A 20276-nucleotide genomic window follows, 5' to 3' on the forward strand; every position below is an offset into this window, starting at 1 on the left:
AAATATTTTTACAAAACGATCATTTTCAACCTTCCAGTACTTACAAACTTTCCAGAACAACTTTAGAGCCTGCACCGGCATCTCCTGCCGGAATTACAACCAGTTTGCGCGGCAAACGTGCACGCAGTTCAGGAACGTGACTGATAATCCCTACAGCCAACCGGTCGTCATGCAGTTTTTCCAGCGATGTAATGACCGTATCCAGCAGTTCAGGGTCCAATGTACCGAATCCTTCATCCAGGAAGAAAAATTGCAGCGGATACTGTCCGCGCAGTTGAATCTGGGCAGATAACGCCAAGGCCAGCGACAATGAGGTCAAGAAGGTCTCTCCCCCTGAAAGAGTCGACACCGGACGTTTCACTCCCCCGTTAGCATCGTCACAGATAACAAAACCGCCACCTGAATCCACTTCAAGCGAGTACCGCTGCTTGGTCAGAAAACGCAAACGCTGAGAAGCTGCATGGCTCACCTGCATCAACTGTTCTTCGGCAATGTACTCGACAAATGCATTTCCCCGGAAAGCAGACTGCAGTTTGCCAAGAAGCTCCCCTTGATGGCTGACCTCCAGCCGTTTCGTCTCCAGTTCCGTCCAGCGAACATGGCGCTGCTGCACATCCTCCAGATCCCGTTCAGCACGTGCCTTTGCCTGAAGCGCTGTCTCATCCTCGATTCTGGCCTGTTTCAACCGTTCCGTACAGGCTGTCCAATCTTCCTCGGTAACAGATGCACCACCCAATTTCTGCTCCAGCTCACGCAGTTGAGAAGCGAGTTCACGCTCACGTTCGCGGTGCTGCTGAATTGCAATTCTCAGGCGTTCCGCATCTTCTGCAGCTATTGCCGCCTGCATCACAGCATCATCCGTTTCAAACGGAGACTGTTCCAGCAGCTGCTGCCAGCGCTTCTGTGCCAGTTCCAGATGCTCCAGCGCAGAAGAGGCAGCCTGCTGCGCCATAACGTCACGCTTCACGGATTCCTGCTTCTGCGCGTCCCTTTGTTTGAAGCGCTGTACAGATTCTTCGGCCGCGCTGCGCAGTTCCTCCAGGCGTTTCTGTGTACCGCGAATCAGATCCTCTACACGCTGCTCACCGACCCACTGACGCAGACGTTCTTCTTTCTCGGCAAGCTGCCTGCTGCCTCCCTGCCATTCGGTCTGCCACTGAATCAGCTGCTTGTCTAAATCCACCAGCTTCTGCTGCAGTGTCTGGACAAGCTGCTCTTTCTCCTCCAGGAACGTCACGCTTTTGCCTAGACGTTCCTGGATGTCTTCCGCGCGTGCATCGCGCTCCTGCATCGCTTGATAGAGGCCGGCGGCCTGTTCCTGTGCGATGTCAGGCAGTTCCGCGGCCCAGCGGCTCTGCAGCGCTGCCGCGGCGGCTTCGCTCTCGGCCAGCTTGCGCTCCGCCTGAGCGAGCCCGGCACGGCCGGCCTCCTGTGCAGCCGCCGCTTCCACGCGGCGCTGCTGCGCACTCGAAGCCGCCTGCTGCAGCGCTGCGGCTTCGCCCTGCAGCGGCGCGGCCTCGCCAGCCAGCGCCTGCGCGGCTTCGCGCAGCACAGCGGCACGCGCTGCCCAGTCCGCCGGAGATTGCCCGTTCTCGGGCAATTCGGCAGGCTCGGGCGCTGCTGCCGCAGGCGCGGCCTCGGCTGCGGCCGGGGCATTGCCGGCCGCGGCGCCGAGCTGCGTCAGCAGGCTGCGGCGTTCGTGCAGCTGCTGGCGCAGCCCAAAGCGCAGCTCCTGCAGCTCCGCGTGCAGGCTGCGCAGCAGTTCGAGGTCCGCATCGTCTGCGTGCGGACCTTCTCCCGGCGGTGCAGCCGGGAGCGGGTGGTGTGCGGAGCCGCACACCGGGCAAGGCTCGCCGTCGCGAAGCTCGGCGCGCAGGGCGGTGGACAGCCGGTGCAGCTCCTGCTCCCGCATCGCGCCGCGCAGCTGTTCCTCCGCCTGGGCCAGCAAGCGCTGTTCACGATTTACATCCTGCTCACAGGCAAGCAGGGCCTCTAAACCCGCCGCCGCCTGTTCCACCAACAGCTGACGCTGTTCGGTCAGGCGTCTTTCCTCCGCAGCCGCCGCTTCCAGCTTCGCGGCACCTTGTTCTGCAGACTGCTGATAGGTCTGCACATCCGCTTTATGCTGCTTCACCTGCTCAGAAGCCGTATCGATCCGATGCTTCAGTTCAAGTGCAGCCTGCAGCTGTCTGCGTTCTTCCGACTTCACTTCGTTCGGTTTGAGACTCTCCTGTAATTCCTCACGCCGTTTACGTCCACGCAGTTGAAGCTCCCGCTCTTTATCCAGCTGCTGCCGCGCCGTTGTCTGTTCCGCCTGTCCTTTCTCGATCAGCTGTGCAAGGCGTGAACAATCCGCCTGTAAACTATCGCGTTCCCGCTGCAGCTCCTTGGCTTGTTCCAGCTGATCCAGACGCAGCAGCAGTTTCGGTTCTTCTGCCGTCAGCTGTTTTCGGGCTTCTTCCGCCTTTTCGGCTTCCTGAGCAGCCAAACGTTCATGCTCTGCCGCCTGCTTCCCTGCCGTTTCTGCCTCCATCTGCCGCTGCTTCCGGACTGATGAAGCGTCACGCAAGGTTTGAAGCACAGGCATCATTGCTTCAGCTGCTCCCGACAGCTTCAAGCGCTCTTCATCCGCCTCAACCTGCATCGTCTTCGAATGGAGCTTCTGCTGCTCTTCCATACGCGTTTGTTTTTCCAGACTCAAATCACGAATTCTGCCTAATTGTTCAGCTTCCCTCGCCGCTGTATCCAGCACTTTCCGAGAAGCTTCGGCATGCTGAACTGCAGATTGAAGCAGCCGTTTCGTTTCTTCAAGCCTTTCTTTACTGGCGCTGCCCAGTCCCTGCTGCTCGGCAGCAAGGGATTGATGAGCCATATCATTATCTTTAACTCGCCGGCTTAATTTGATCGCTAGCTGATCTCCGTACTTTTCCAGATGGAAGAGCCGCTGCAGCATCTGCCTGCGTTCGCTCCCTTTTAGCGAAAGAAACTCGGCAAATTTTCCTTGCGGCAGCACAACCGCTCTTGTAAAATCATCCATTTTCAGACCAATCACATCTTCAACACACCGATTCACTTCGGCCAGCTTGTCCGCAAGTACATGTTCTTCCCCATCCACCGTCTCGATAAACTTGCTGACTGTATTGCTGACCGACACTTCATTGTTACGCTTGAAGCGCCGTTCAACCCGGAATCTGCGGGTGGCCTCTGCCGAAGCAAGTTCAAATGTAAAAGCAACCGAGAGTGAATCCTCGGCATGATTCATAATGCCCTGCGTGCCGTTTACAGCTCGCTCCACCTTGCCGTACATGGCAAGCGTAATGGCATCCAGCAGGGATGACTTTCCGCTTCCCGTCGGCCCGAATATGCCAAACAGTCCAGTCTCCGTCAGGACCGTAAAATCAATCTCCTGCATCTCGCGGTAACTCTGCAGTCCTGCAACTTTAAGTAAAATCGGCTTCATCTGCTTTCGACCTCCTCACGCACACCCGGCTCATCCTCATCGACTAGCTCCAAGAAAAGCTGTACAAGGCTGTCTTCGGGCTGCGCTCCACCGGTCTGACGCTGATAAAACTTGCGAAAAAGTTCATGCACAGGCAGCTCCGAGCGCTGCTCCATAAGCCCCGCCGCCTCCATCTCCGGATAGATCGGACGGATATGAATGATACCTTCATGGGCTTTTCGCAGCTGCTGAATTTCCTTGAGAGACATGGCATCCTCCAGCCAGACTTCCATATCGATGTAAGCCTGGGGATCACGTCCTTCATCCAGCCAGCGGTATACTTCGGCCAGCCCACCTCTCGCCTTCCAACGCACGAGTGGATTACCGGAGGTTAACAGTACTTCTTCTATCTGTGCCGCTCCGCCTGGTGCAAGATCCACCATCGTGATTGATTTACTTTGTCCCGCCTCCGAGAAGCTGTAAGCCAGCGGAGAACCACTGTATCGGATGACACCTTCCCCTTTGACGGCTTGTGCCCGGTGAAGATGTCCCAAGGCAGTATACTGTGCTCCTGTATTCAGAGAAGAAGGATCTACCGTGTAGGCTCCGCCAACCTGAATAGGCCGTTCAGAATCACTTTCTACTCCGCCTAATACATAAATATGACTCATGGCGAGATTCACTGTATCCGGACGAAAGGAAGCAGCCAAACGCTGCATTAACATTCCCACTCTGCGGCTGTAAGCTTGACGAAGTACATTCTCATCCCCATCGCTAGTCAACAGCTCGTTTAATCTCGCTTCCGACGGGTATGGCAGAGCCGCAATATGTGCTGTCTCCCCGGTTCGCCGTGCATGGATGGTCACAGCTTCGGACACGGGTGTACCTACCAGCGTAATCCCCTGTCTGTTTACCAGCGGTGTCACCGAAGCCACCCGCTCGGGCTGATCGTGGTTGCCTGCAATGACAACCAGCGGTCTGCCGTGTTCCGTCAAACGTGCCGCTGCCTCATAAAACAGCTGCTCTGCTGAAGCAGGCGGATTCACAGAATCATATACATCTCCGGCCATTAATATAGCATCGGCCTGCTGATCATCAGCTAGTTTAACAAGTTCATCAACGAAGTCCTCCTGTTCACGAAGCCTGCTTCGTCCCTCCAGCGTTTTCCCTAGATGCCAGTCCCCCGTATGCAAGATACGCATCGTCCGTTCCACCTCTCTCCATAACATCTACTATCCGTTGATCCACGGCTCTTTCTATCACTGCATCCACCGCTGAAATAGAGATGTTTTAAACATTAGATATTCACAGCTATTTATAATTACAATTTGACCGCATGACCACCATCGAAAAAATATAGCCATTTATGATCCACTTGCCGGCCCAAAATTTCCTCAATGGCCCGTCCGTACAGCTGCAGCTGGAATCGATAGTTGGCAGTCAGAAGCTCCAGCCCACCACGATGCTCAAGAACCCGATCTGTTTTATAATCCAGCAGAACAAGTTCGCCATCGACCTCATAAAGACAGTCAATAATTCCTCTGACGAGCACCGTTTCGTTCTCAAGCCCTGCCTGTACTCTGCTGTTTTCACCGAACTGTTCCTGCTCCTCGTTCAGCTGCAGTCCATGAAGCCACGCTGCAGGAGACTGATGAGCGGGAAGCCCGTAAGTAAATGGAATTTCCCTTCTGACCCATGCAGCACGAAGCATCTCCGTTCCAGGCTGCGTGTCAAAAAAGTCCGTCAGCTCACGGGCATCAATGGCTTCTGCTTGATAAGGCAGCAGAATCTGAAGCGCAAGCAGACGTGAGATCGTCTGTTCAACAACCGCTGCATCCACGGCAGCACCATCTACAGGAAGATGCTGCATCAAGGTATGATACACCGTTCCCCGTTCTGTTCCCGTCAGCTGCCTCTCTCCCATGAATTTAGGACGGCGTAGATGTAACTTGAATGAGGATTCATCCGCTTGATTCTCCCTGCTGCCTGTGCCGAGGGTATGCTGCATATAGACTGTTTCAGACTGCTCCTGCAGCTCTTCCATTACGGGATACGAAACGTCCTCCTGTGTAGGAATCAAACTCTTGATCTCTGTCACAGAAGTACTCGCCGCCACATGTGAAGCTGATTCAAACGGATAGGTCCAGGAAAGTCTTTTATCAATCTCATGAACCAATTCCTCTACCAGTGGACCTTCCGACATCTCCACGGAATGCTCTTTAACAAGCGGAGATGGCATTAATTCGACCGGCTTCACTGCTTGGAGGGCTTCCATACGTTCTCTCCGCAATTCAGTTATTCCGTCATCTACGTTCTCCGTGAGATCTGTGTTCTGATGACGAGATACCTGTTCTGCAGCGACAACCGATATGTTCCAGCGTGAATCATCAACAGCTAAGCAAGCCGCATAGGAATCGCGCTCCCCTGCAAGCTCACGCAGCACCGCAGCATCCGGGTGTCTGATCAGTGCCGGGCCGATCCAGTCCAGATAATTGCGTCCGGCTGCAAGCAGATAATCAGGCAGTGCCAGTTCCGGGCTGTCTTTAACCTGAGACCAGGCCTGTGCCTTCTTCGCGGCATCCTTCACCGTACCGATCAGGATCATCTTTTCTTTTGGACGAGTTAAAGCTACGTACAATACACGCATCTCTTCCGCAAGCAGCTCAAATTGAGCCCTCCGCCGAATTGCCAAATTAGCTAATGTCGGATAAGCAACCCGGTTGTCACGATCCACAAATCTCGGGCCAAATCCAAGTTCTTTGTGCATTAGAAACGGCGCGTGCAGATCCTGCTGATTAAACATCTTGGAAATACCGCCGACAAACACAATCGGAAACTCCAGACCTTTGCTTCGGTGGATCGTCATAATCCGCACCGAATTGTCCTGCTCGCCCGAACCGCTCGCTGCGGTTCCGAGATCACCGCCATTTTCCCGTAATCTGGAGACATACGTCAGAAAACGGAACAGCCCGCGATTCGCAGTAGCTTCCTCATATTGGCGTGCCCTGTCGTACAGAGCCTTCAGATTACTCTGCCGCTGCTGACCGCCAGGAAGTCCTCCAACCCAGTCCAGATATCCGGTTTCCTGATAAACGCGCCAGATCAGCTCACTTAAGCTGCCTTGTCTAGCCTCTTGTCTCCACTGCTCCAGCTGGCGCATGAAACGAATTAGTTTTTGACGCAGCTCCGAATGAGCTTGTTCATTTTCATGCATTAAGTCTACATGGTCTTCGTATCTTTCCGTTCGCGTATCAGCTTCCATTTCAGCCGTGACAGCTGATTCGCGGTATCCCTGCTCAAGCTCCGCCCAACCTTCAGGCCACTGTATCTGAGTCAAATGAGCATCATGCAAATCTTGTGCTGGCACAGCCTGTCCAGAAGCCCCTGGTTCGTCCTTCCAAGGTCCGGCAGCAGATACAACTGCATCATAGAAAGATTGTCTTTTGTCACCGAGACGAATCTGCGCGAGTTCCTCTTCATCCAGACCAACTATAGGAGATCGAAGCACAGATGCCAGCGGAATATCTTGTCTCGGATTGTCCACAAGCTGCAGCAGAGATAACATAATTTCGACTTCCGTCGCCTGAAAGTATCCCTTACTCTGTTCTCCACCAGCAGGGATGCCCTGCTGTCTGAATTCTTCAATCATCAGCGGAGCCCACATCAGGGTCGAACGCAGCAGTATAACAATGTCTCCGTAGCGTGCTGGACGCATGGTCTGCAGCGTCTTGTCATACACACTGAGAGCAGGTTTGTCCGTTTCTCCGACCATCTCTCGTATTCGCACAGCGATAGCTCGTGCTTCCAGCTGAGCCGTTTCGAGTTCTGCACTCTCCAGTTCCGCAGAAGTCACTGCCTCCACGCCATCTTCCGTACTCTCCGACAGATCCGGTCCTCCGCCTTGGCGGTCGATTAGCATCAGCTCAGGAGTGTACGCTTCACTTCCAAGTGTCTCTGATGGAAATGATGCACCGTAAGCCAGCTGCGCCCGTTCATCATAGGCAATCTCGGCGACGCCCTCGTTCATAAGCTGCCTGAATATTACGTTGACAGCATGCACAACTTGGGCGCGGCTGCGGAAATTGCGGGCAAGATCAATGCGTTTTCCTGCACCCTCAACACTCTCTTTATCCCCGTCCGCATCCACATCAGTACTCGCTTGGTAGTTACGATATTTGTTCATAAAAAGACCCGGTTCAGCTAATCGGAAACGATAAATACTCTGCTTAACGTCACCAACCATAAATCGGTTGCCTGGGTTCTCTCTGGAAATCAATCGGACGATATCTTCCTGAACCGTATTGGTATCCTGATATTCATCCAGCAGCACTTCATCAAAACGTGCACGATACTCCACAGCCGCATCAGAAGGCATAGAGTGCTCTGGTGTGGAATCCTCATGCCGCAAAATTTGCAGACAATAGTGCTCCAAGTCATTAAAATCAACCTGTCCACGTTCCTGCTTTGCCTGACGGTAACGCTCACCAAAGGTGCTGACTAGTCGGGAAAGCTCCTGCATAAGCGGCGCAGCCTCTTCCAGTTCCTGCCAGAAGGAGAACGCACTCCTGCCGAAAAGAGAACCTTTCAGATCATTAACCGCCTTTTTGGCCGTTTCCCGCAGCTCTTTCACCTGTTCCTGCAATCCAGGATCTGTCTGATCTTTTTTACAAGGTTTCAATTTGCCGAATGCAGCCGGTTGGAATACCTCTGGAAGTCTATCCCAGGGCATGATTTCAACGGCGGATATCAGTTCTTCCACCACTGCCAAATCCTCTTGGAGTGTCACCGCATAAGGTGCCGGACCTTCAGGCTGCATTGAAATCTGAATACCCTGACGCAGCAGTCCTGCGGCCCCGCCCAAAGCAAGAGCCGCATCTCGCAAAATGCTCTGCACCCATGCCGATTGTCCCAGCGCCTCTACACTTTCCACCTGAAAAGCCGACGCCATCTCCATAAGCCAGTGATCCGGCCAGGAATGGCTTCGTGAGAAATCATACAATCGCTGCACCAGCCGATGCATCGCATCATCGTTTCGCTCTCCGCTGAACCAGTCGACGAGTTCCCGGAATGTGCTGCCCTCATCTTCTTCACCATACTTTTCCTCGAACAGCTCCTCCAGCAGTTCCTGGCGCAGCAGTTCGGCTTCATTTTCATTGAGAATACGAAAAGCCGGATTGAGCGGAATCTGCTGATAGTATCTGCGAATGACCTCCATACAGAAGGAATGCAGCGTAGTAATGGAAGCTCGTCCAAGCAGCGATAACTGCCTGCGCAGATGCTCATCCTCGGGCTGTTCCTCAAGTGCACGCTCCAGCGCTTCACGAATACGCTGTTTCATCTCGGCCGCCGCCGCCTTTGTAAATGTAGCCACGAGCAGCCGGTCCACACTGAAGCCTTGGGAAGGATCTGCTATTTTGCGAATAATTCGCTCAACCAGAACAGCTGTTTTCCCTGATCCCGCAGCCGCAGCGACCAGAATATCTTCTCCATGCTCGGCAATGGCACTCCACTGATCATCACTCCAGAAGCTGCCTTCCGGTTTAGGCATATGCATCATAACGTTTCTCCTTCCCTGCTGTGAGACAGCATGTCCCAAATCTGCTGTTTGCCCGGTTTGGACAGCAGTTTATAGTCGTTCCCCTCAATATTCTCATCAAATTGGCAGACCGGTTTGTACGGACAGAACGTGCATGCAACCTCCTGCTGTATACGATACGGCTCAATCGCTGTATCACCATCCGTAATCCGCGTTCCGATATCGCGAATGTTACCTCGAACCGCCGCAAGCAGTGTGTCCCACTGTTCAGGTGCGGCTACTGCGGCACTGCTGTAGAAACTGCCATCCGCCTTCAAAGCCACCGGAATAATTGCAGAGTGTCCTTTATCCAGTGTGCGGTCCATTTGAGCAACAGCATCGCGGTCGGCCAAAAGCAGGCCTTTCATTTTAAATCGTTTCAGCAGCTCCTGCCCCGCCTGTTCTGATGTCATACCGTTTGCTGACTGCAGCAGAGGATTATGCACATGGAAATAGAGAGTGCCTCCGGGCAGCGCCGTTTCTCCTAACCACTCTTCAGCTGCACTCAGCAGTACTTCCAGATAAGTGAGCATTTGCAGCGATAATCCATAGTACACCTCATGAAGTTTGAGATCGGTCTGACTGGACTTGTAGTCAATCACGCGCAGCAGCAGTCCGTTCTCGCCTTCAGCGACATCCACGCGGTCAATCCGGCCCACGATTTCCAGGACACAGCCATTCTCCAGTTCAAAACGCAGTGGAGGCAGCGGTTTGCCTGGACCAAAATCAAGCTCCAGCCCGATCGGTTCAAAACTGCCGCGTCTGGACTGCTCGCCGAGAATAACGGACGCGCGGCTGACAATATCCTTTAATTTGCGGAAAATATACCCGTAACGCTTCGTGCTCAGCAAGATCTCTCCCTGAAGCTGAGGAGCGATCTGTTCGACCGTTTGCTCGGCTTCCTGTCGGCACTGTTCCGGTGTCAGACTGCCCCAGCTGCGATTTTCCTCACGCAGACGCATGGCCAGCTGACTCAGTGCAGCATGGAACAGCTGACCGATATCCGGGGCCTGAAGACGATATATTTGCCGCTCTTTGAGCTTCAGCCCGTGTGATGCAAAATGAGAGAAAGGACAGGCTGCAAATCGTTCCATACGTGACACACTTGTCCGTACCTCTGTACCGTACAGTCTGCGGCTGGTCGATGTTTGCAGCGTCAGGGCACGGTTGCGGTAAAAGATCGAGCTGAGCAGCCGTTCCAGCTGCGGACGGCTCGTCTCCCGGGTTACATGCCAGTTGTAGACTGCCCACCACATCTCGGGAATCTCTTCTCCCCTGCGCCATCTGCGAAGCTGTCCAATCAGCATCGAAAGACTCCGTTCGGGATGAACAGCATATGAATCGTGCAGCGATTCTGAATCCATTACTGGCGGCTGCGCAAGCAAAGGCTGCTCCTGCAATCCGAACATTTTACGCACATGACGCACAATTTCGGAAGGCAGTAACGGCTTGCCTTCATCGTCCGCCACCGGATAACTCAGCCATAACTGTTTGCTGGCAGCTGTCAAAGCGGTATAGATCAGGAAGCGTTCATCCAGCATTAATCTCGTTGCTCCGGGACCAAGGCCCATGCCTCTTTCCGTCAGCAGCAGCCTCTCCTGTTCCGTGAGTACACCGTTATCCTGAGGGATTGCCGGCAGCTCTCCATCGACCGCCCCAAGAATAAATACATATTTAATATCGCGCAGACGCGTACGATCCATGGAACCAAACAGCACCTGATCAAGTGCCGGGGGAACAAGCCCCAGCTTGAGTTCAGTCAATCCGGTTTCGATCATGCCTGCAAATAAAGAAATGTCCAAGCGTTCATTTCCCATCATATCAACCATCTGGTCCAGCAGATCGAGTACAGCCCCCCACATCTGACGATGCTCTCTGGACCGCTCAGGATCTCCCTGTGCTTTGGCCAGAGCGGACATCTGATCCAGTTTACGTGCAATATCTGCATCCTCTAACAGTCCGAATAATGCTTCACATTGAGCAGCGGCTGTTTTTGCTTTTTTCATTCGTTTCTCAAACGTGCCGAGTGCCGATGTAATTACAGTCCGGCAGCTTTCCATCTGTGATAACAAAGCATCCCGTCCCCGGCTGCGTCCTTCCTGGGCATTATCTTCCAGAGACAAACTTGGAACATACTTCCACGGCTTGCCATCCGTCCAGCGATATCCATGGATACCGCAGGCAAGTACATAGTTTTCGAGCTGGTCCATGTTTTCACGTGTAATGGAACCATTCAGCGGAAGCAGCAGATCTGTTTTGACACAGCGAAATACATCCTCGTACCGCCAGTTGCGGCGAACAATATCCAATGCCGCACGAATAAATTCGGATAATGGATGATGCAGTTCACTTCGTCTTCGGTCCAGAAAGACCGGAACATCATAATCCCTGAATAACGGCTCCGCAATATCAGCATAGGTCTCTAATCCGCGAACAAGCACTGCCATATCCCGATATCTGGCCCCATCCTCCTGCGCAAGACGACGCATTTCACGCAGTGCGCCCTCCAGTTCTGCCCGGCGATTCTCCGCAGCAGCCAAGCGAATTCCCGAGTCTTCGCCTTCGCTTCTCCAGCGAACACGCCGATCAAACCCAGCCTCCAGATGGGCAAGTCCTGGCCGATCCTTAAATCTCGGCAGTACTTCGTCATGAAGTATTGTCGTATCGCTGGACACACCCAAATGCTCTGCCATGCCTTTGAGCCGCGTATAAGCACTAGCTGTTGGATAAAATAATTCCAGCTCCCCCGGCAGTACAAACTGCTCGTAAGCACGATCAAGCGTTAAGGAAATGGTTACAGACGAGGCCTGCAGCATGAGCTGTCCTATGACACTCATCTCCTGCGGAGTGAATCCATGAAAACCGTCAATCCAGACTTCAGCTCCCTGCAGCCATGTGCTTTCCGGCAAACGCCCCGTCAGCTCGTTCAGTGTATCTTCATCATCAATATATAAATTAGTCAGTTCCCTCTCGTAGTCGTGGTAGATCAAGTTCAAATCATGCAGCTTATCCTCCAGAATGGGTGAAGTAGATGCAATCTCCCACGCTGCAAGCCCCTCTTCGAGTACCGAAGCATGCACTTCGTATCGTTTAAACTCACTATATAATTGGGTCAATTCCCCAATAAAACCAAGCTGGCTGCCCGAAGCAGCAAACAACCTCAATTCTTCCTTCCGACGCTGGATGACTTTATATAAAAGCATCTTCTTGCCCTCAGCTCCAATCGGAATGCGGGCAGAACCGCCAGCCTCCTGCATAACACGATAAGCAAGACGACGGAAGCCAAGTACTTCGGCACGCATCGTACCTTTAATGCCTTCGGAAGAAACCAGTGCCTGCTCTGTCCGAAATGAGCTTTGTTCAGGAACAAGCAGAATCAGCGGTTTTCCTTGAGGCTCCTGCCTAAGCAGGGATGTGATTTCCCGGGTAATCAGTGTGCTTTTGCCACTGCCTGCCCGGCCAATAACAAAGTGTACGGACATGTGTCATCCTCCAAACTGCACGTACAAGATTTTAATTTCCAGTATATCATACCTTACTCACTTCGGAACATACGTTTGCCATGATCCACCAAATATGACGAACAGCTTAATTACCAATAAGAAAGACCATAAATATACTGTGAAAGCTGATGCAATCATTATTACGTCTACTGGAACTTCATAACAGGAACTTAACAATAGAACCTGAACAAAGTTGCTGTCTGCATTGTACAGACGGCAGCTTCAACTATTAGAGCGAAGTTCAATGACAATTCAATTGTGGTACGACTTCTAACGGTTTCACACAGCCAATACCACGCCAAGATCAAGCTTTTCCTCATAAAGAAAAATACCCTATAAGATGGACTTTTTAAAGTGCCTATCCCATAGGGTACAATTCATTCTAAATAAAAGAGAATATGCTTAATTCTTTTTGCTTCGCACTTCAAAAATAGCGAATTTCAAGTAGTGCCCTTCATCTACGCCCAAAATTTGCGGATGATCCTTGCCAGCGGCTTTCCAGTCAATCAAACGGAGCACTTTACCTGCATCTTCTGCGGCATCCGCTATCGTTTCAAGGAAAAGATCAGGACGCATATGATAAGAACAGCTTGCCGTTACCAGATATCCGCCCTCGTTGACAAGTTTCATACCCTGCAGATTAATGTCCTTGTAACCACGGCATGCTCCCTTGACTGCGGATTTTGTTTTCGCAAACGCAGGCGGATCAAGGATAACGACATCAAACGTTTTTCCAGCACCGGATAATGCCTTGGACGTGTCCACCTTTTGTTCCGCCGCCCGTGCTCGTGCATTGCGCTCGTCTAGTCCTTTGACCTGTTCACGCAGGTATTGAAAGGCATCAGCTACTACAAACTCGACCCGATCCGTAAAACCGTTCAGTTCTACATTCGTTCGTGCACTTTCGATGGCATGTTCGGAAATATCAAGACAAGTTACCTTCTTCGCTCCATATTTGCATGCATTCAAGGTAAAGCTGCCGGTGTGCGAGAAACACTCCAGCACCGTGGCCCCGTCCCAATACGGGAAAGTCACCACTTTGCCGCCCTTATTCACAGGCAGCTGCTGCTCGCTTCCTTCGTGCTCGATCTGCTGCAGCGTGATGCCGCTTTTATACCCCCAGCCTTTCATCAGCGGTTCAATGGCCGCACGGTTCTCACGCTGGTCGAAGAAGTAGCCTGTTTTCTGACCCTCCACAATATCCACCTTGATGAGCAGTCCATTTTCAGTCACCGTAATATGACGCGGACAATCTCCATAGAGCGGACCTTTGACCTGCTCCAGACCTTCCAGTTCACGAATAGATACATCACTTCGCTCATAAATGCCTTCTGGCTGCATGACTTCAATGAGCGCCTGTACAATGGCTTCACGGCAGCGATCCATCCCAAGGGTCAGGATTTGCACCACTAGAATGCTGCCGAATCGGTCAACGATCAGTCCGGGCAGAAAATCGGCTTCGCCGTAAACGAGACGATACGCTTCCCCATCCTGTATGAAACGTTCCCGGTGACGCAGACAGTCATGAAAACGTGCTGCGAAAAAGGCCGTGTCCATCTGTTCAAATTCCAAAGGCTGGTACGAGACCACGCGCACGGTAATCTGCGAAGCCGGATTATAATAACCCGTCGCCAAGTAACGACCTTGATGATTCAGTACATTGACGATATCACCCGGTTCCGGATTGCCGTCTACGGACGCAATTTCATTTTTAAAAACCCAGGGGTGTGCATGTTCCAGCCGTTTTTTGCGGCTGCGTTCCAGTGTTACGGATGGCAAGATTGATCCACTTCTTTCTTATTTTAGTTGAAAAGACAGGTTTGGGCGGCAAGACGCTCCGGGGGCGAATTGATCCTACGATCGCTGTTGTCTCCAGATTTTTCTGATTCCCCTTCTCCAAAGGGAAAATCCGGAGACAAAGGCGCACGCTTCGCTTCTTCAGATTCAATTTCGTCCCCTCCGCTGCGTTTGTCGAATCACCGTATCTTTTGGATTGGGAGCTGGCTGTTTTTTGTATAACCCCCTCACCTGTCATGCTTGTCTCTTTTTCCTCATAGAATAAGTGATAAGGAAATGCACGGGAGGAAGGGATACTCATGTTCAGGGAAATAATTCTGCCTTTGCTGTATGGGCTTATCATTTTTTTTGGCGGCATGAAGCTGATGGAGACGGCGCTGCAGCGAATGGCCGGGCCTATGCTCGCAGGCTGGCTGAACCGCGCCACCTCTGCCCCGTGGAAGGGCATGGTATTCAGCGCTGGTGCAACGGCACTGCTGCAGAGCAGCACAGCCGTAACCGTACTGACGATTGGATTGGCTAATGCACGATTAATTACCTACGGCCGTACGCTCGGCATTATCCTTGGAACCAATATCGGAACCTGTCTGACAACGGAACTGGTCGGCCTTCAGATAGGACGTGCTTCACTGCCGCTGCTGCTCCTATCGCTGACAGGATGGTCCATATTTGTTATCCTTGCTGAACGCAATCAAGCTGCTCCTGCGCGTACCCGCCGGACGTTGGCCAACATACAATTCAGCTTCCTCGCAGCAGCAGGCTTCGCGCTCGTCATGACAGGCATTCAGGTCATGCAGTCCATTGCCATTCCGCTCCGCAGCATGGGGGTATTTCAATGGTTTCTGGACCGCTCGGCGGACAGCCTGTGGTGGGGCTTTCTCGCCGGGGCCTGCCTGACCGCGCTGATTCACAGCAGCGCCGCGGTCATCAGCATGGCGATCACGCTGGCCGCCACAGGCGTACTGCCTGTGGAGATCGGCATCGCTATCGTGATCGGGTCCAACGTCGGGACCTGCATCACCGCCGTTATTGCAGCCGCGGGCGGGGCGTCGGCAGGCAAATTTGTGGCAGCCTCCCATGTGGTGCTTAACATTGCGGGAGCACTGCTGTTTATGCCGCTGATCAGCCAGCTGCATGCAGCTTCGGCCTGGCTCTCAGCGGATCAAGGGGCACAGATTGCGCATGCCCAGACTCTTTTTAATATCATCAGCTCACTGCTGGCTTTACCGTTCTGTTACCTGCCCATCTGGCACAAAAAACCACCTGTCATCGCCTCTTCGGCCAAGACACCTGTGGTTTGAAATGCTGTCAACCCTTCCCGGGCTTGTAGAACATGCAGACATCGATGCAGCGAAATACTCACTGTTTATACATTGACACCCAGTTTATTCAAACCAGCGCGCACAACATCATTGTTGTTGTCGTATCCGTTCTGCTGCTGTTTGGACCAAGCCTCTTCCGGAGTATACCAATCCACACCTTTGATCTCTTCAATCTGAGGCTGCAGATCACCGCTTTCCGCTTCCACGAGGTAATAGTGCACTTCCTTGTCCACGGGCCCAAATTCGGCATGCTGATACGTATAAGCAATGATATTAATCGGTTCGATAATACGGCCCACCATACCTGTTTCTTCCAGAATTTCACGAAGGGCCGTCTGTTCGATCGTTTCTCCAGCTTCCATCTTGCCTTTGGCAAGTGTTATTTTACCGTAACGATCCATAATAAGCTGTATTTGAAGCCGACCGTCTTCTCCGGTTCTGTATACAACGCCGCCTGCTGAAATTTCCTTTTTGTTCATGATATTCTCCCCCACACGCTTCAATTTCTTCCCTTGGCAAAGAAGGACCTCATCTCCCCGGGTACTCTCCCCAAGGAAATGAAATCCTTGTTCCTAACGCCTCGATTACATCGCAGCAGATTTCAGATTCTCTTCCAATACACGAACCAGCGTACCTTGACTTTCATTCGCACCTGCTTCAGTAAGCTTCACACGGCACACTTTACCGACCATGTCAGGTGTTCCGTCGAACACAAGCTGAATGTAGTTGTCACTGTATCCGTGCAGCTTGCCGCTGCCTTCGCGGCCTTTGGCTTCACCTTCTGGAATTACTTCCAGCACTTGTCCAACAAACTTCTGTGCATATTCCAGCTGCATCTGTTCGGACAGTTCAATTAATTCATGCACCCGCGCATTTTTAATGTCCTCATCCACTTGATCTTCCATGCGTGCTGCCGGAGTGCCCGTCCGTTTGGAGTAAGGGAATACGTGCATTTCCGAGAAGCCGATTTTACGCATCAGATCATACCCATTACGGTACATCTCGTCCGTTTCACCCGGGAAACCTACGATAACGTCGGTTGTGATCGCAACATCCGGCATAGCCTCACGTATACGCAGCATTTTGTTATAAAACTCTTCAGTCGTATATTTGCGGCGCATGCGTTTCAGAACGGTGTCATCTCCTGCCTGCAGCGGAATGTGGAAATGACGAACCAGTTTGTCCGAACGTTTGATTACATCGAGCATCCGGTCATCAATCTGGCTTGCTTCAATGGAGCTGATCCGAATACGCTCCAGTCCTTCCACTTTGTCCAAGTCCCACAGCAGATCGGTCAGATCATAGTTCTCCATGTCATCTCCGTACCCGCCAGTATGAATGCCTGTTAGAACAATCTCTTTGTAACCCGCTTGTACCAGCTGATGTGCCTGCTGAACAATGCTGTTTGCCTCACGACTGCGGGACAGACCACGAGACCATGGAATGATGCAGAAAGTACAGAAGTTGTTGCATCCATCCTGAATTTTGAGGAATGCACGCGTACGATCCGCAAAATCCGGCACGTCCATCTCTTCAAACACCCGTGTTTTCATAATGTTGCGCACCGCATTAACGGGTTGGCGCGATTCCTGTATTTCTCTCACATACGGCAAAATTTTATCCCGATCCTGAGTTCCAATCACCAGGTCAACACCAGGAATATCCAGAATCTCAGCAGGAGATGTCTGTGCGTAACAGCCTGTTACCGCTACAATCGCATCGGGATTACGCCGAATCGCTCGGCGGATAATTTGACGGCTCTTTTTGTCGCCTGTGTTTGTTACGGTACATGTATTAATCAAATAGACATCTGCTGTCTGTTCGTCAAAGTCTACCTGTTCGTATCCTTCGTTTTTGAATAATTGCCAGATTGCCTCTGTATCATAAAAATTAACTTTGCAGCCCAAGGTGTAAAACGCCACGGATGGCATAATTACATTCCCCCCATTTCTCCGGATTCATATAGAACACATGTCAATGCAGCCATACCTGCCGTCTCAGCACGCAAAATGCGCCTGCCCAGTCCAACGGATACCGCACCTGCCTCATCTGCCTGGGCCGTTTCCTTTTCGGAAAATCCGCCCTCAGGTCCAACAACAATCAGCACTTTCGCCCCTGCATCAGGAGCAAGCTGTCCTACAAACGGCTTCAGAACATCTCTAAGCTGCTTGCCGTCCTCTTTTTCATAACAATAACATACCAGATCATAGTCCCCAAAAGAAGATAACAGCCCTTTCCAGGAAAGCGGCTGCTCAACAGTTGGAATTCGATTACGATGGCTCTGTTCAGCAGCTTCCTTGGCGATTTTCCGCCACCGCTCCAGACGTTTGCCTTCTTTTTTGGCATCATACTGTACAATCGTGCGTTCCGATAAAAAAGGTACAAATGATACGGCTCCGATTTCCGTGCATCGCTGGATTACCGTTTCCATCTTGTCGCCTTTAGGCAAACTTTGTGCCACAGTAACACTCAATTTTGCTTCATGATCCATAACGAGCGGTTCCAGAATGACTGCTTTTACTTCGCCCGCTTCAATACTATCGATGGCAACCAAAGCTTCTCTGGAGTTTCCGTCGCTGACGATCAGCTTGTCTCCAGGCTTGCCGCGCATGACTTTGCCGATATGACGAGCATCATCACCCGTAATAAGCACTTCATGTTCACTAAACTGCTCTGCAGATATAAAATACCGCTGCATATGTCTGTCCACCCATTCTTTCCTGTTATGACTGGAATTCCCCCGCAGGAGAACAGGCAGGATTCCAGTCGCCACAGATGATCATACAACTTTTATTCATTTCTGACCAGCTTTACAGCCCATTTTCAGGACAGATCATGATCGGTACAGCTCAATAACCAGACCTACCAAATCCATGTACATACTGCTGGCAAACAAATATAACGGCTGAATCGTAACGGCCTGCAGTGGCGGAATAATCAGAATCAGCAGAAATACAATGATGGACCACTGTTCTACCCCCTGCATTTTGCGGCTGATCGATGGCGGAAGCACATCTTCGAGAATACGGTAACCATCGAGTGGCGGAAGTGGAATCAGATTAAACATAAACAAGAAGAAGTTCGTTATGCTGAACATCGGCAAAAAAGTCATCACGGCTGTAGCAACCCGCTCATTCTCAATGTTTCCCAATACACCTGATCCAAACAATATTCCATAGATAACTGCACCGATGATCGCAAGCAGCAGATTGCTAAGTGGACCTACTACCGACACGATTGTACCCATTAGTCTCGGTTTATCAAAATTTGCACGGTTTACGGGAACAGGACGCGCCCACCCAAAACCTGCGATCACGAGCAGCAGCACGCCCAGCAGGTCAAAGTGCACAACCGGGTTCAGCGTGACCCTTCCGAGCAGCTTCGCTGTCGGATCACCAAACTTGTTAGCAAAGTACGCATGCGCGAATTCATGAACCGTAAATGCAATCAGAATGGTCACCAGAAAAAACGGCAGTTGTTCCAGGGGAAGACGTAGGAATCGATCCAGAAAATCCATAGTTACCTCTTTCTGGCTTCAAACGCCAGCCAGTCCTCTTCACGCTCAATGGCCCGCACTTCAAATCCGGATGATACAAGAGCATCATGTACAACCTGCTCCTTGTTCTTCCATATCCCCGAAACGATATAAATGCCGCCAGACTCCAGTGCGTTATACACATCATCCACAAACAGCAAAATAATTTCAGCCAAAATGTTGGCTACAATAATTTTGACAGGAAGTTTTACGCCCAAGGCTGGGTCTTGACTCCCTAGTACAGATAACAGATCGCTCTCTTTGACTGTAATCCGCTGCTGCATGTTGTTCAGCTCTACATTTTCCACAGCGCTCGTTACAGCAACCGGATCAAGGTCAAGCGCCAGCACATGTTTTGCACCCAGCTGTACCGCGCCAATCGCCAGAATGCCAGACCCTGTACCAACATCAATGATCTCTTCTCCGCCTTGGATGACTTTTTCCAACGTACGAAGACAGAGCGTTGTCGTCGGGTGCGTACCTGTACCGAAGGCCATCCCGGGGTCCAGCTCAATAATCTTCTCGTCTGCACTTTCCGGCGTGTACTCCTCCCATGTTGGCTTGATCGTCAGACGTTCGGAGATACGAACAGGTTTGAAGTACTGCTTCCATGCTGTAGCCCAGTCATTTTCATCCACCGTGCGTGTTTCATACCGAACTTTGCCGGCATCAATGCCAAAATCGGATAATTCCTCAATTCTCGGATTAACTTCTGCCTGCAGCACATCCATGTCTGTACCTTCGGAGAAGTACCCTTTGATAACAGCAAAACCTTCAGGAATATCGTTGAGCGGAACATCATATAACTCGCCATAAGTTGTATCCCGTTTTTTATTTAAAGTACCGGACTCTTCGATCGATACCCCTCCAGCACCCGCTTCATGCAAAAAATTGGAAATCATCTCCACAGCTTCTTCTGTGGTATGTATTGTTAGTTCATGCCATAACATACGTGGTTTTGCCTCCTCAATAATTAAAACATGGTTTTGCCTGCTTATAATTTAAACATCCCAACTATTGTACTACACAAGCAAGCCGGAGCACAAAGCCTGCACATAAAAGAAAACAAAACAGGATATCCGCAGCCAGACTGCCCGGATATCCT

At 51.6% G+C, this 20276-nt stretch carries 11 protein-coding genes; 1 reads left to right on the plus strand and 10 read right to left on the minus strand.

From position 1 onward, the window contains the following. Positions 1-40: 40 nt before the first annotated feature. The 5 genes from MKY97_RS20440 to MKY97_RS20460 form a co-directional block, all read right to left on the minus strand. Positions 41-3460: an SMC family ATPase gene (locus MKY97_RS20440; protein ID WP_342552111.1), complete on the minus strand. Its 3420-nt coding sequence runs from the start codon at positions 3458-3460 to the stop codon at positions 41-43. Then, a complete protein-coding gene (locus MKY97_RS20445) occupies positions 3457-4641 on the minus strand; it encodes an exonuclease SbcCD subunit D (RefSeq protein WP_342552112.1) in 1185 nt (394 codons plus the stop codon). The genes MKY97_RS20440 and MKY97_RS20445 overlap by 4 nt, the downstream gene beginning before the upstream one ends. Positions 4642-4760: 119 nt before the next feature. Next, on the minus strand, positions 4761-8996 hold the full coding sequence (addA, locus tag MKY97_RS20450) for a helicase-exonuclease AddAB subunit AddA (RefSeq protein ID WP_342552113.1): 4236 nt from the start codon (positions 8994-8996) through the stop codon (positions 4761-4763). Then, positions 8993-12496 (minus strand): helicase-exonuclease AddAB subunit AddB, encoded by a 3504-nt coding sequence (gene addB, locus MKY97_RS20455; RefSeq protein WP_342552114.1) that lies wholly within the window; start codon positions 12494-12496, stop codon positions 8993-8995. Before addB ends, addA begins: the two co-directional genes overlap by 4 nt. A 423-nt stretch (positions 12497-12919) precedes the next feature. Then, entirely contained in the window at positions 12920-14296 is a 1377-nt protein-coding gene (locus MKY97_RS20460) for a class I SAM-dependent rRNA methyltransferase (RefSeq protein ID WP_342552115.1), read from the minus strand. 317 nt (positions 14297-14613) lie between these two features. On the opposite strand from MKY97_RS20460, the gene MKY97_RS20465 reads away from it, so the two are divergent. After that, on the plus strand, positions 14614-15615 hold the full coding sequence (locus MKY97_RS20465) for a Na/Pi symporter (protein ID WP_342552116.1): 1002 nt from the start codon (positions 14614-14616) through the stop codon (positions 15613-15615). A 65-nt stretch (positions 15616-15680) separates the two neighbouring features. On the opposite strand, the gene MKY97_RS20470 is transcribed toward MKY97_RS20465, so the two are convergent. From MKY97_RS20470 to prmA, 5 genes are all read right to left on the minus strand, one after another. Beyond that, positions 15681-16118 (minus strand): NUDIX domain-containing protein, encoded by a 438-nt coding sequence (locus tag MKY97_RS20470; protein WP_342556404.1) that lies wholly within the window; start codon positions 16116-16118, stop codon positions 15681-15683. A gap of 102 nt (positions 16119-16220) precedes the next feature. Beyond that, positions 16221-17567, minus strand: coding sequence for a tRNA (N(6)-L-threonylcarbamoyladenosine(37)-C(2))-methylthiotransferase MtaB (mtaB, locus tag MKY97_RS20475; RefSeq protein ID WP_342552117.1), 1347 nt, complete (start codon positions 17565-17567; stop codon positions 16221-16223). A 2-nt stretch (positions 17568-17569) separates the two neighbouring features. Next, complete coding sequence (locus MKY97_RS20480) at positions 17570-18334, minus strand: RsmE family RNA methyltransferase (RefSeq protein WP_342552118.1); 765 nt, start codon at positions 18332-18334, stop codon at positions 17570-17572. A 135-nt stretch (positions 18335-18469) separates the two neighbouring features. Further along, positions 18470-19153, minus strand: a complete 684-nt coding sequence (locus MKY97_RS20485) for a site-2 protease family protein (RefSeq protein ID WP_342552119.1) — start codon at positions 19151-19153, stop codon at positions 18470-18472. A 2-nt stretch (positions 19154-19155) separates the two neighbouring features. Next, the gene (gene prmA / locus MKY97_RS20490; RefSeq protein ID WP_342552120.1) at positions 19156-20121 is read right to left on the minus strand and encodes a 50S ribosomal protein L11 methyltransferase; all 966 of its coding nucleotides are present in this window, start codon (positions 20119-20121) and stop codon (positions 19156-19158) included. Positions 20122-20276: the final 155 nt, after the last annotated feature.

The organism is Paenibacillus sp. FSL R7-0652 (assembly GCF_038595045.1).
Classification (GTDB): Bacteria; Bacillota; Bacilli; order Paenibacillales; family Paenibacillaceae; genus Paenibacillus.